At 40.9% G+C, this 13591-nt stretch carries 10 protein-coding genes; 8 read left to right on the top strand and 2 right to left on the bottom strand.

Annotated elements, in window-relative coordinates; translation table 11 throughout:
* Nucleotides 1-41 precede the first annotated feature (41 nt).
* The 3 genes from NI389_RS01910 to ccoG all read left to right on the top strand — a co-directional run bounded on the left by NI389_RS01910 (nt 42) and on the right by ccoG (nt 3279).
* Nucleotides 42-233, top strand: a complete 192-nt coding sequence (locus NI389_RS01910) for a hypothetical protein (protein ID WP_308361339.1) — start codon at nt 42-44, stop codon at nt 231-233.
* 98 nt (nt 234-331) lie between these two features.
* On the top strand, nt 332-1771 hold the full coding sequence (locus NI389_RS01905; RefSeq protein ID WP_308361338.1) for a sigma-54 interaction domain-containing protein: 1440 nt from the start codon (nt 332-334) through the stop codon (nt 1769-1771).
* 125 nt (nt 1772-1896) lie between these two features.
* Nucleotides 1897-3279 (top strand): cytochrome c oxidase accessory protein CcoG, encoded by a 1383-nt coding sequence (gene ccoG / locus NI389_RS01900; protein WP_308361337.1) that lies wholly within the window; start codon nt 1897-1899, stop codon nt 3277-3279.
* 91 nt (nt 3280-3370) lie between these two features.
* On the opposite strand, the gene NI389_RS01895 is transcribed toward ccoG, so the two are convergent.
* Together NI389_RS01895 and NI389_RS01890 are read right to left on the bottom strand one after the other, a co-directional pair.
* Nucleotides 3371-4201 carry a TIGR02285 family protein gene (locus NI389_RS01895; protein ID WP_308361336.1) on the bottom strand — a complete coding sequence of 277 codons (831 nt, stop codon included), beginning with the start codon at nt 4199-4201 and terminating at the stop codon, nt 3371-3373.
* Between the two features lie 54 nt (nt 4202-4255).
* Complete coding sequence (locus NI389_RS01890) at nt 4256-4432, bottom strand: hypothetical protein (RefSeq protein WP_308361335.1); 177 nt, start codon at nt 4430-4432, stop codon at nt 4256-4258.
* A 200-nt stretch (nt 4433-4632) separates the two neighbouring features.
* Between NI389_RS01890 and NI389_RS01885 the strand changes: the two genes are divergently transcribed.
* The 5 genes from NI389_RS01885 to NI389_RS01865 all read left to right on the top strand — a co-directional run bounded on the left by NI389_RS01885 (nt 4633) and on the right by NI389_RS01865 (nt 13574).
* On the top strand, nt 4633-5214 hold the full coding sequence (locus NI389_RS01885; protein ID WP_308361334.1) for a hypothetical protein: 582 nt from the start codon (nt 4633-4635) through the stop codon (nt 5212-5214).
* A gap of 26 nt (nt 5215-5240) precedes the next feature.
* Entirely contained in the window at nt 5241-6200 is a 960-nt protein-coding gene (locus NI389_RS01880) for an acetoacetate decarboxylase (protein WP_308361333.1), read from the top strand.
* A gap of 2 nt (nt 6201-6202) precedes the next feature.
* Nucleotides 6203-8428 carry an NAD(P)-binding protein gene (locus NI389_RS01875; RefSeq protein ID WP_308361332.1) on the top strand — a complete coding sequence of 742 codons (2226 nt, stop codon included), beginning with the start codon at nt 6203-6205 and terminating at the stop codon, nt 8426-8428.
* Nucleotides 8429-8603: 175 nt separating this feature from the next.
* Nucleotides 8604-10853 carry a TonB-dependent receptor gene (locus NI389_RS01870; RefSeq protein WP_308361331.1) on the top strand — a complete coding sequence of 750 codons (2250 nt, stop codon included), beginning with the start codon at nt 8604-8606 and terminating at the stop codon, nt 10851-10853.
* 39 nt (nt 10854-10892) lie between these two features.
* Complete coding sequence (locus NI389_RS01865) at nt 10893-13574, top strand: ATP-binding protein (RefSeq protein WP_308361330.1); 2682 nt, start codon at nt 10893-10895, stop codon at nt 13572-13574.
* Nucleotides 13575-13591: the final 17 nt, after the last annotated feature.

The raw sequence follows: 13591 nt of genomic DNA, 5'->3' as shown, positions 1-13591 counted from the left end.
ATGTATCCAAAATTATCGTATCGCTGGGGTGGGAGTTACTGATGATTAAGCTAAAACTCGTTATTTTAGGAACGCTACTCGTATTTATAACTGCCTGTGGTAAAGGAAAAGGTCAACCAAAACCACCAGAAGATGACGATGTCGGTGGGGCAAGTTCAAGCGTGCTCGGTGAAATGACATTGATACAGCAAGTGGGCAATGAACAAACGCAAATTTGGATTCGACAACAATAATGGGTGGGTCAACTCGCATACCTAGCATCACAACATAGTCTTTAGAACATCAGCTGTGCTATATTTTCGTGATATTTCACGAACATTACTTCGGCGCTATGAACTCACCATTAAAACAATTTTTATCCGACCCCGAAATTTTATTAAATTCTGTCGGAGAAGGCATATACGGCTTTGATTTAGAGGGCAATGCCGTATTTGTTAATCCTGCGGCGGAGAAAATGACAGGTTGGATGGCATCTGAGTTGATAGGTAAGCGAATACACGAATATCATCACCACAGTCATGCCGACGGTTCGGTATATCCGGCAGAACATTGCAAAATATATCAAACACTTAAAGATGGAAACGTCCGAAACGTTAAAAACGAAGTATTTTGGCGTAAAGATGGCTCTCGCTTCCCCGTGGAATATACAACGACCCCCATCATGAAGGACAATACGCTTATCGGAGCTGTCGCGATATTTCGCGATATTTCAATTCAAACACAAACCGAACACGCGTTACGTGATGCCTTAACAAAAGTTCAGCAGTTATCCGAGCAACTCCAAGAAGAAAACGAGTATCTGACTAACGAATTAAATGCAGACTGGCGTAGTTCCGGTATGGTTGGACAAAGTGAGCGGTTCTTAAACGTGTTACAACAGGTAGAACTCGTGAGTAAAACGGAAAGCACGGTGCTGATTCAAGGCGAAAATGGCACAGGAAAGGAACTGATTGCTAGAAGTTTACATCGTTTAGGGAATAGAAAAAACCAATCTTTCATAAAGGTGAATTGTGCAGCTTTTTCGGAGTCCTTACTGGAATCGGAATTGTTTGGCCATGAGAAAGGGGCTTTTACGGGGGCCGTGGAACGACGGAAAGGGCGCTTTGAGCTTGCCCACGGCGGCACTTTATTTCTTGATGAAATTGGCGAACTTTCTCTTGCAGCTCAAAGCAAACTTCTTCGCGTCCTTCAAGAAAGTGAATTCGAACGAGTTGGTGGGCAACAGACAATTAAAGTAGATATACGCCTAATTGCTGCAACAAACCGGGATTTACTGGATATGGTCGGTTCAGGAACGTTTCGGATGGATTTGTTCTATCGGCTTAACGTGTTTCCAATAATGTTACCGCCACTACGAGAAAGAATTGAGGACATCCCTTTACTTGCAACTGAAATTTTAGCGCTCACTAATCATAAGCTTGGTACTAAACTTCGCGGGATTTCAAAGTCTGCATTGAAGAAATTCATGCAATACAGTTGGCCAGGAAACATTCGGGAATTGCAGAATGTTATTGAGCGTGAAGCCATTTTAAATCATGGCGGCATTTTAAAACTTTCAACACCTTTGCTTGAGGAGTTTTCTCAGCATGTTGTAACCAATCAAACGCTAGACGAAGCGATTGCACAACATATTGTGAATGTTCTTAACTATTGTGATGGCAGAATCTCTGGTCCGAAGGGGGCCGCGACAATTTTAGACGTGCCAGAAAGCACACTACGTTCAAAAATGAAGAAACTAGGTGTTAATTCGCGAAATTTAGCGAAAACGTGATATTTCGCGATATTGAATTCGCTTTACAAGTTTTAACCTGTTGAAATATAACAATATAAATAACTTTTAGATTTGGCTTAAAACTTGCCATTAGAAGGTAAGTCTTTGTAGAAAAAGTAAAGCCAATGAAATTTGATATTAAAGAAGAAAACCTAATCATAAAGCCCTACAAGCAAGATTCGGCAATTTATGTACGTGAGCAAAAGGGTAAGTTCCAAAGAATACGTCGTTATTTAAGTTGGATACTTATGGCAAGTTTTATTTTAATCCCTTGGATAAACTACAATGGTAGTCAAGCATTCTTACTCGATGTGAGTTCACAACATTTCCGTGTGTTTGGCGCAACGTTTTTACCACAAGATCTGATGATACTCGCTTGGGTGTTTATGGCGTCGGCATTTGGTTTGTTTTTTATTACAAACTGGTTGGGTCGAGTTTGGTGTGGCTATGTATGCCCTCAAACTGTGTGGATGTTACTTTTTACTTGGGTCGAGCACCGAGTTGAAGGGAATCGAAATCAACGTATTAAACTCGATAAAGCGGGTTGGGATAGAAAGAAAGTAACTAGAAAAACCATAAAACACGTCGCCTGGTTGTTAATATCGTTTTTAACAGCAACCACCTTCATGTCCTATTTCATACCGGTGCGAACTTTGTATAGCGAATTGTTCCATTTTGAATGGTCAGGTATTGTCACTTTTTGGGTGGGGCTATTCATGTTTTGCACTTATGGAAATGCCGGATTTTTACGCGAAAAAATGTGCACTGTGGCATGTCCATACGCACGATTTCAGTCAGTTATGTTTGATAAAGACACGAAGCTTGTGACTTATGACGTAACGCGAGGTGAACATCGTGGCCCGCGTAAAAGAAAAGCAGATCATAAATCTCAGGGTTTGGGTGATTGTGTCGATTGTAATTTATGTGTGGAGGTTTGTCCTGCGGGAATAGACATTCGAAATGGATTGCAATATGAGTGCATTAACTGTGGCTTATGTATTGATGCGTGTAACGACACGATGGATAAATTTGGCTACGCGCGAAATCTAATTGCTTACTCAAGTGAAAACAGTGCATTAGGTATCAAGAGTCGCAGTGGTAACTTAAAACGTATCGGCTATGCCAGTCTGACGGTGCTGACTTTGGTTGTCATGTTCTTATGGTTGAGTTTACGTACGCCAATTGAAGTTTCCGTGATCCGAGATAGAAACGCACTTTATCGAATGGATTATATGGGGTATGCGGAAAATCCTTACACACTTAGCATCGTGAATAAGACACAACAACCGATGTCCTACACGGTTTCTGTACGAGGGTTGGTAGACGTTGAGGTAAGCGCGCCAAAGCAGATTAATATAGATGCAGGCGCTATGATGCTAGTACCTGTAACGTTAAAAGCAGATGCGAGTTTCCTAAAGAGTAAAGCGCACCCAATCGAATTTATCGTTGAATCTCAGCAAAATGCTGAAATACAGATGGTTAAAAAAAGCTATTTCTATTCAAAATAGAAAAGAGGAGTAAAGTGACTTGCGAAAGCCTGTTGCTTTACTCCAATCAAACCTAAAATGAATATCGGTATACGCTAAAAACGAGATTATGTTACTTTTCTAAATGGTAGTTCAGATTGGATTTCAAGCCTTCAGGAAGCCAGCGCAACATAATTTCATGAAACCGATTGTCAACGTGCAGCTTGCGCAGAACTTCATCTACTCGATTCAAATAGTCGACAGAATCTTCATGGCGCGAGCATCCAACGTAGCCGAAACTGAGTTCAGGTGTTTCTGTAAGTGAAAGTTGGGTTAGCTCATCATCAGGGTCTTGTAGCTGCTTGGCGTAAAAATGCTCACTTGCGTAACCAAGTACGAGGTCTACACGATCTTTTAACAACATCATAGTCAGACTTCTTAATGCATCACCACCAGGACGAGCTTCAAGTTGAGATTGTTCAGCGGATTTTAGTACGTTGTCGATTTCCAAGCCAAAGGCTCTGTTTTCGGTGAAGCCTAAATGTAAAGCATCATCTTTGAGGAGCATTTTTAACGAAATAGCGCTGTTTTCTTTAAGTTTTAGCTTGTTAAGTGTTGCTCGCTTAAGAGCCACTGTAATTGGTAAGCCAATCGTGCTGTACTCGGAAGAAAAGTGTAAATACTGGGCTCGGTCATTCGTTTTGTATAACGAGATTAAACAACGTAATTTATCAGTATCTCTCAACGCGTAAATGGCTCTACTTGCGGGCATCATAATAGAGCTTACGGTATATTCCTTCAGAGCTTGATTTAAAAGTTGGATCACGGCTTCATCTCGACCCAAGCCTTCACGTTTGTCATCTACGATATAGTACGGTGGAAAATCGAGCGTGATCCACTCGACACTGTGTGCAAATGAATAACGTGATAGTACTAGAAGGAAAAGTAATAAGGTTACCCGCATAATACCGAGGAGTTTGAACGCATTTCCTCAGTTTAGCAGATTTAAAACAAACGGTTAGAATTCCAACATGAGCTGTAGTGATTTGGCGTAGTTCCGAGCATCTTTTGTGCAAGAAAAGGTGATGTTTTTAATGCCGAAATGATCTCGCACAATAACTTGTGACTTGTTCACCGATATATATTGTATCGGCATGACGTAATGGTTGTGTTGTTCAACTTTTTGTAGATTCATATTTATCTCCATAATTTGAACACAGTTTTGTGTAGGAATATGATCTTTTGATGACTACAACAAGAAAGTTTTCCGAACTTAGCTTTCTCACTTCGACGTGTTTAGATTTTGATGTTTAAAAAATGTTATTAATTTGAAATAAAAACTTATTCTGCTAAGTTTTAGGTACTAATTAAAATAATAAAAAAGAGCACCCAAAGATGATGCTACTCGTTTCAGACCAATACGGTATTACACCAGCACTCAGCGCATTTTCGGCACCGTTTTTATGTAAAGTTGAAGTGTGTTCACCATTCAATGAAATTCAACATTTTAGTTCCGAGTCCGAAGCAATAGACACCTATAATCGACTCTGCGGCCACGATACCTATTGTGAAAAAGTCAAAGAAGCAATAATGCGGTTTCAACCCTCAGTCATTGTAGCGTTTGGCGCAGGTGCGCTTGCTACTTGGCGGGCGCTGTCTGAGCTCCCTCTTAAGCGAGTGCAACATTTCATGGGGTTCTATCCAAATCAAATAGAACACTTTTCGAATCTTAAACCTGCCTGTAAAACTGATTTGTATTTCGCTTATGATAAACCGGCAAATCTACAAGATATCATTTGCAAGCTTGGCAAAACGGCTGGTGTTCATTGCTATCGCACGCGTTATTCTTCAGGATTTATGAATCCGGAATCCTCTAAATTCAATGCTGCTGCATCTAAACATTTTTCCGAAATTTGCAAAAGTTCAGCAATATTGCATTGTGAATCAAAAAAACATCATCAATTTGAACTAGCTTAACCACAAAGCCATCTCAAGGAATTCAAATGAGTGAACATCCCCCATTTCAGTACCAACATTTTTTAGGTAACCCTGTAGCGAAACCACCATGTAGAATGCTTAATGCGTTGATGTACGGTTTCTTTGTGAAAGGAGACCTTAACGTGATCCAGACTTATATTGATAACACATTGAATGTTGTTCAATCGCCTGACTTCGAATTCAAAGCGATGTCTGATAATTTAATGTTGACCTTCACTGATATTGAAAACATTGCATCAAAAACACCGCCTTTTTCAAACTATGGTTGGATGCAAGAAACGGACATCATTTTCTGGCTTCCTGTTGCACAAGTTGACAAAGTTGATAACCGTATAAAGAGATTATATTGGTTCCCCGCGTTTATTACGGTTAATAACATTAATGCGCTTATTAATGGAAGAGAGACATGGGGTTACAACAAATATTTGTGCCGATATGAAATGCCAAATCTGTCACAAGTGCCAAAGCGTTTTAGCCTATCTCTGGAAACCTTTCAACCTTTCACCCCTGAAACCAAAATGGACTGGCATACATTACTGGAGATTGATCGCATCGAAGGTGACGAATCTTGGTTTTCAGAAATTGCCGATTTAGGCTCACACATTGCCGATTTTTTGCATGATGCGAACAAACAAGTCGATGTTTCTCTAGCGTTTTTGAAGCAGTTGTTGTCCGGTTTTGTTCACCCACAAATGGATCAAATTCTATTTAAACAGTTTCCAGACGGAGAGGGCACGAATGCGGTTTATCAAGCCGTTATGCATTCGCCTTCTGACGTAAAGCGAGTGCATAAGCTTGGCTTGTTAAAACATGACTTTAATCTAACTGTTAATCAAGTGGATGCTTATCCATTAAATGCTATGTTTGGTGTTCAATTGGGTACTCAGAAACTCGATTTTGGCTTTTACGTTTTAATGGACTTTGACCAACAAAGTGCAAAAGAACTCATTGAGCGAGGCATTTAGTCATGGCGAAAAAAATTGCTATTTTAGGTGGTGGTGTGTCAGCCATGACTGCCGCAGTTTATTTAACAACGAAACCCGACTGGCAAGAACACTACGAATTGACCGTTTATCAAATGGGTTGGCGATTAGGTGGGAAAGGAGCAAGTGGTAGAAACGCTCAATATGGCCAACGCATTGAAGAACACGGTCTGCACGTTTGGTTTGGTGCTTATGTTAACGCTTTTCGTACGATGGAATATGTTTATGATGAGTTGGCTCGACCTGCAACAGTGCCGCTTGCGACTTGGCAACAAGCATTTAGACCACACAGCTATGTAGTCCTAGAAGAGCCAATCAACAGTGAATGGAAAACATGGCCTATCGAATTCCCCGTAATTGATGGCAATCCTGCTGACGGCACACTGGACTTACACTTTTGGCAAATTCTTAAAATGCTTCACGCATGGCTTCACCAATTCGTCGGTGAATTGGAGTCGAAAGCCAAAACTTTGAACATGAGAACAAAAGTACAGACTAAGAAAGCACGAGATAGGTCGTTGTTGCAGCATTTAGTCACAGAGGTTAAATCAGCCTATAACCATGTTGAAGATGACGTTCATGCCTGGTTTGATGCTGTGAAAGACGAAGCTCAGGAAATTTGGAGTACCCCATCAATTTTAATGGAACAACTCAACAACGTTGTTTCATTACGTGCACAAGATAAGCAACAAAAGAAACAAGACAGTTTAAGTGTATGGTATTTGGTTAGGAAAATACGCCGCTGGTTAAAATCTGAAATCGTTGAACATCTTGATGACAATGACGACTTACGTCGACTATACATTTGCGCGGATCTAGCCATCGCCGTCACTGTGGGTTTAATCCGAGACAAGGTTTATGACCGTGGATTTGGGTATTTAAACCAGTACGATTTTAAAGAATGGCTAACGCGAAATGGTGCCGATAAACAATATGCTGTTGATTCGGCGCCAGTAAGAGGGTTTTACGACTTAGTATTCGGCTACGAAGACGGTAATTTTGATAAACCGAACGTCGAAGCGGGTGTTTCGATTCTAGCCATGTTACGTATCATGCTGTGCTATCAAGGCGGTGTGATGTGGAAAATGCAAGGTGGTATGGGCGATGTGATATTTTCCCCAATCTACGAGCTATTAGAAAAGCGTGGGGTTACATTTAAATTCTTTAACGAAGTTGAACAACTTCGTTGTGCCCAAGATGAATTTGGGCAGTGGCAAGTTAATGAAATTGAAATACTAGAACAAGCTCCATTGAAGCATGAATCCTATCGCCCACTTGTGGATGTAAAAGGCTTACCTTGCTGGCCTTCAGAGCCTGATTTCACTCAGATTAGAGAGGACGTTGCTGAGTTTTTACAAAGTGAAAATATTAATCTCGAGTCGTTTTGGTCGGGTTATCGCGAAAAGTATCAAGCTTATTTTAATAAGGAAGCTCAAAGCAAAACACTCGTTAAGGGCCTCGATTTTGATGAGGTTATCTTTGGTATTTCAGTTGCTGCTATTAAGCATTTATGCCCCACGTTATTAAAGGTTGATCCTAAGTTTGAGGCGCAGGCTACACAAGTTAAAGCTGTTGCCACACAAGCGTTCCAATTGTGGTTGAATAAAACAGACTATGAACTGGGTTTTCAGAGTTCTTCAACGGGCGAACATCCAATTCTCAGTGGATATTCTGAGCCGTTTGACACGTGGGCCGGTATGGCTAATTTGTTGGACAAAGAGCAATGGCCACAAGGAAACGAACCCAGAAACATTGCGTATTTTTGCAGCGCACTTCCTTGCAGTGAGTATCCGCCACAAAGTGACCTTAGTTTTCCGAATAAAATGAAAGAGTTAGTAAAAACAAACTGGTTAAACAAAGTACATAATGAGATGGCGCCACTGTGGCCAAACGCCTATGTTAACGGCGACTTTGATACGACCGTGTTATTTACAAACGAAAATTCAACCGCTTTGGATTCACAATATTGGCGTGCGAATGTCGACCCTACGGAACGTTACGTATTGTCTGTCAAGGGGTCTAGCCAATATCGGCTTAAAACAGATGGCACAATTTTCAATAACTTGTTTATTACTGGAGACTGGATTTCCACAGGGGTAAATGCGGGTTGTGTTGAAGCGGCTGTGATGGCGGGTATGCAAACGGCACGTTTAGTTGGCGGTTTGGAGTTAGAAATATCGGGTGAAAATGGTTTTGAACCTTTTTCGTAGCCAAGTTGTTCTAAAATGAGCCAAAAACACTTAAAAACCTAAAAAATAACGACAAAATTGCTTTCATAAAATGCAATTGGTCTATAATCGAAAGCAGACAAAGTGATTAGGATTTCCCTAATTTTAATAAAGAGGTGCATGATGCACCTCCTTTCTCGCTGCGCGAGGGGGTACAATGTTTAAACTTTCTGCAATAACACTCGGTTTACTTAGTGTTTTCGGTTCGTTTGGTGCGTCTGCAAATATGGAAGCGGACAAATCAGAAACAGCTCATGAACTTGAAGTGATTGAAGTTTATGCGCAAAAACGAAATCAACAGATTAGTGACGTGCCAGTTTCCGTAACGGTAGTTAAAGGACTAATGCTAGATGATAATGGAATAAAAGACGTTACAGAACTTGGTCGTTTTTCATCAAATCTTAAGATTAGTCAAAATGCTGCTGAGGGTACAACCCCCACAATTAATATTCGAGGTGTAGGTCTCATCGACTACAACACAGCGAATACGGCGCCGATCGGGATATATGTCGATGGTAACCCCGTAGGTTCAGGCAACAATCAATTGGTCAATTTGTTTGATGTTGAACAGATTGAAGTGTTAAAAGGCCCTCAAGGAACAATGTTCGGGCGTAATAGTACCGGTGGTGCAATTTTGGTTCGTTCAGTCAGGCCAACATTTGAAAATGAAGGGTATTTTCAAATAGGTGCTGGTACCGATGCATATAAAGAAGCAGAAGGTGCGGCAAACTACGTTTGGTCAAAAGATCTTGCCATGAGATTGTCTTTTTCTCACAAAAAGTACGAATACACGACGGATAATTTATATGTCGCTGCACCAGAAGCAGGCATGGAACAAAACAATGTTCGACTAGGTATAAAGCAAGTTTGGGACAATTCAGAGCTGTATGTGCAAGCACGTTACGGTCATTGGAATGGTATTGTTCAGCCTGTAGGAAACATAGGCGTTTATGCTGATCCGGTTAACTTAGTCTTGTGTTCACCAGAAGATGCAGGCTCTACTAAGTGTTATGATCGGTTCGGTTTCAATGATGGTAGTGATTCATTTTGGGATGTCGCGGTAAATAATCATTCTCCACACCATACTCGCTCTAAAGGTCTTAGTATTGAATATCAATGGTTTTTCAGCGATAGATCAACCGTTACGCTGCATTCGCAGATCTCAACATTAGATAGGTTACATCATTTCAATTGCGATGGCAGCCCTGCAAATCTTTGTGAAGGGTATCTTGGGCTTGATAACGATTTTTTCAGTAATGAATTACTGTTGCAGAGCCAGTTTGAATCAGGACATTTAACCGTTGGATTATTTCAGCAACACGAGGAAATTAATCAAGATAATGAAAATGACATATTAAGAGATTTACGTGGCATTGCGCCAGCGTCGCTTACCGCAACATTTAAATATGACAACGAAATTAAGAGTTCAGATTTTGGCGTTTTTACTCAGTATGATTGGTTGTTTAGTGAAAATGATGTCGTCACAATTGGCGCACGTATCAGTCATGAGACGTTAGACTATGACAGTGTCGCAGATCTCAATGTAGTGCCAGTTCCGCAGATGATAGAAGGTGTTTGGGTTCCCTTTTACCATGTAAATGGCGATGAAAGTGATACAAAATTATCGGGTAAACTTGCTTGGAATCATCATTTTAACGAATCTTTAAGTGGCTTCTATAGTTTCTCTACAGGCACAAAAAGTGGTGGGTATAATGGCGGATTTTTATCAAGTCTTGAACAAGCTGAACTTGCTTACTATGGCCCTGAGTCGTTAAACGCCCATGAACTTGGTTTTCGATTCAACAGCCAAGATAAACAGACAAGCGCGAATGGGGCTGTATTTTGGTATGACTATAAAGATCAGCAGGTCTTCATGAATCAACCATCGTCAGACCCTAATCAGTTACCACTCCAACTGCTGGAAAATGTCGGTACATCGACGATTTACGGTGCGGAGTTTGAACTTCGTAACCAGATAACACCACAACTGCAAACGGCATTAACATTTGGCTATATTCCTAAAGCCGAATTCGATGAATTTGTCGACCCAGCGGGAGTCGTACTCACAAACAATCGTCTTCCTTTTACTTCAAAGTTTAATGGTACCGCGGATTTGTACTATACATTAAGTACGTACCCAATAAAGTTTAACGTTGGTGTTGATTATCAGTCCGAGTACTTTTTTGATCAGAAAGAGAGTGACTATGCAAAACAAGACGGATTCGCACTTTGGCATGCGAATTTGTGGTACACCAAAGACAATTGGACTGTTGGTGTTTGGGGGAAAAACCTGTTAAATGAAGAATATAGTCATTTAAAGTTCGACTTGAGCAACTTTTTAGGTATGCTTGAGGACTTTAAAGGAGAAGGGCGCAGACTAGGGATCAGTGTGAAATATGCCTATTGATTATGTCATTATAATAAGAAGTTAATAACAAGGCGTCACATGCGAATTTTTTTATTGGTCTTTTGTCTCTTTTTGAGTGGAATTACATGCTTTTCAGAGGCAAAAGAGTTTGTCTACACCGAAGATAAACAAAGTGAAAACCTTCATACTGTGGCGACCCTTTATGCCTCTGCCGAACATACGCGTTTCCCAAGTCAATTTGAGGATGTTGCAACGTGGGCTTCTTCATTACCTAAACTTCAGAATACCAGTTTGTTTGGCGGCCGATATTGGTTGGTTCTAGATTTAGTCAACGCGTCACCCTACGAAGAACTGGTTTTATATCCGTACAATACCGTTGTATCAAAGATAGAAAGCCGTATTTATTCAAAGTCAGGCGTTGAGCGGTATGTGACCGGTGGAAATACACCAAATGAATTTGCATTTCACTATGGAAACACGATTCGATTAAAGCCTGGCGAACGTTATACCCTTGTCACACTTCTTGAAAGCGACTTCTTTTACACACCAACTAAGTTGGTCATTATGCCAGTGGAGCAGTTTAAACAGCAGGTCATTGTTGAAAATCTCATTATGACGCTTTGTTTTGGCGTAGGGATTGTGCTCGGACTGTATAACTTATTAATCTACCTTGGCTCAAAAGACACAACACACCTATTTTACGCGGCATTTACTGCATGTTGGGTTTTTGCGTGGAGCCACTTTTTCCATATTTCCGACCAACTCTTTAATGTTTATTCTGCCCATCTTCATTGGCTCGGTTTTGCGCTAACGCCAATCACCAATATCCTGTTTTATAATAACTTGCTTCGTTTAAAAGAATCGCATCCGAATCTAGCGCAAGCGTCAATGCTGGTGGGCATTGTCGCGACGATGGGGGTTCCTTTTTGTATCTTATTCCCTGGATTTGGCTTTTTGTGGTCAACGTTGGTCACTGGTGTTGCCCTTTGCCTAGGACTGTATATAGGCGTACGGTGTATTTTAGATGGGTTTAAGCCTGCTCGTTATTTCGTGTTGGCGTACGTGGCGATGATGATCCCAAACATGGTTGGTAATTTGACTAATTTAGGAATTTTGCCACCGCTAACTGTTAACCTGTATTTACTCGGTCTTATAGGTACCGCACTAGATGCCATGTTGCTAGCCTTTGCGGTGGCGGATAAATTCCGATTGCTACATGATGATAACTTGGAACTGAATAAAAACCTCGAAGCCAAAGTCTTAAAACGAACTTTTGAACTTGAGCAATTAGCGTCAGAGCTGCGAGATGCAAGTGAATCAAAGAGTCGCTTTTTGGCCAATATGAGCCATGAAATTCGTACCCCAATGACGTCAATTATTGGTTATGCAGATGGGATAGTACTTGGAGACATAAAACCAAATGAGCGTAACAATGCTATCGGCATCATTTTACAAAACGCTCGCCACGTACTGGGGTTAATCAATGACATTTTAGATATGTCGAAGATTGAAGCGAATAGACTGGAAGTTGAACTGATAGAGTCAAATCTTTTTGATACGATTGCTCAAGTCGAATCTTTATTGGGTAAACAGATAAGAGATAAAGGGCTTGAGTTTGAATTGAAATATCATTTTCCATTACCTGATTATATCGTGATTGATCCTACTCGTCTTCGTCAGATTCTATTGAATTTAACGTCTAACGCAATGAAGTTTACGACAGTGGGGAAAATATCCATCGAAGTGAAGCAGGCGGACAATAGATTGTTCATAAGTGTTAAAGACACTGGTATCGGCATGACCTCTCAAGAGCAGAAGCAGCTATTCACAGCCTTTTACCAAGCAGATTCTTCGACGAGCCGTAAATACGGTGGTACAGGGCTTGGGCTCAATATATCGAAGAGCTTAGCGCAGAAATTGGATGGCGATATTGAGGTTAAAAGCGAGGTGGGTTCAGGAACAGAGTTTACATTGACTTTGGGACTTTACCCAACCGATAAAACGCGTTGGATCAGCAACTTTGAAGAAATTCATCGAGATTATCAGGACCAACAATATCATCGAGCAGAAGAACAAAATACGGTTCTGGAAGGGAAAGTATTATTAGCGGAAGACCATGAAGATAATCGCAAGCTTATTTCGCGAATTTTAGAACGAATGGGGCTCGATGTAACGTGTGTTGAAAATGGTCAGTTAGCTGTTCAAGCGGTTTTAGACGATGAGTTTGACCTTATCTTGATGGATATTCAGATGCCCGTCATGGATGGAGAGCAGGCGCTAAACTTTATTCTTGCTACGGGAAGCAGCACCCCCGTAATTGCATTGACAGCAAATACGATGCGCCATGAAATTGAGCGCTATTTGAAACAGGGATTTATTGACCATCTGGCAAAACCAATCGATCGAGAGGTTTTTGCCAAGAAAGTAAGCCATTATTTGAACGCACCGACGCCAAAAGAAGTATCCTTGCCTGAAGACGAGTTTGCTCGTTTGCAAGAAAAGTACATTAGCGGATTACATGAACAAAAGGTCCAGATTCAAAATCAAGCGAAGTATCAGGATTATGAAGGTCTAGGACGTTCAATTCATGCGGTTAAAGGCACAGCAGGTATGTTTGATTGCAATACAATCCAAGAAAAAGCGACAGCATTAGATTCTGCATTAAAAGAACAAGACTTCACGCGTATCGACGAGTTGGTGTCACAATTACTCAACGCAATTGACAGCGCAATTGAACTTGGCTGTGAAAAGGCAAGCTGATCAAACTTAATTAAAAA

Origin of the sequence: Pseudoalteromonas xiamenensis, from assembly GCF_030994125.1 — a bacterium.
Lineage (GTDB): Bacteria > Pseudomonadota > Gammaproteobacteria > Enterobacterales > Alteromonadaceae > Pseudoalteromonas > Pseudoalteromonas xiamenensis_B.
The sequence above is the reverse complement of the archived record's forward strand: the minus strand, read 5'-3'. Positions and strand labels throughout refer to the sequence as shown.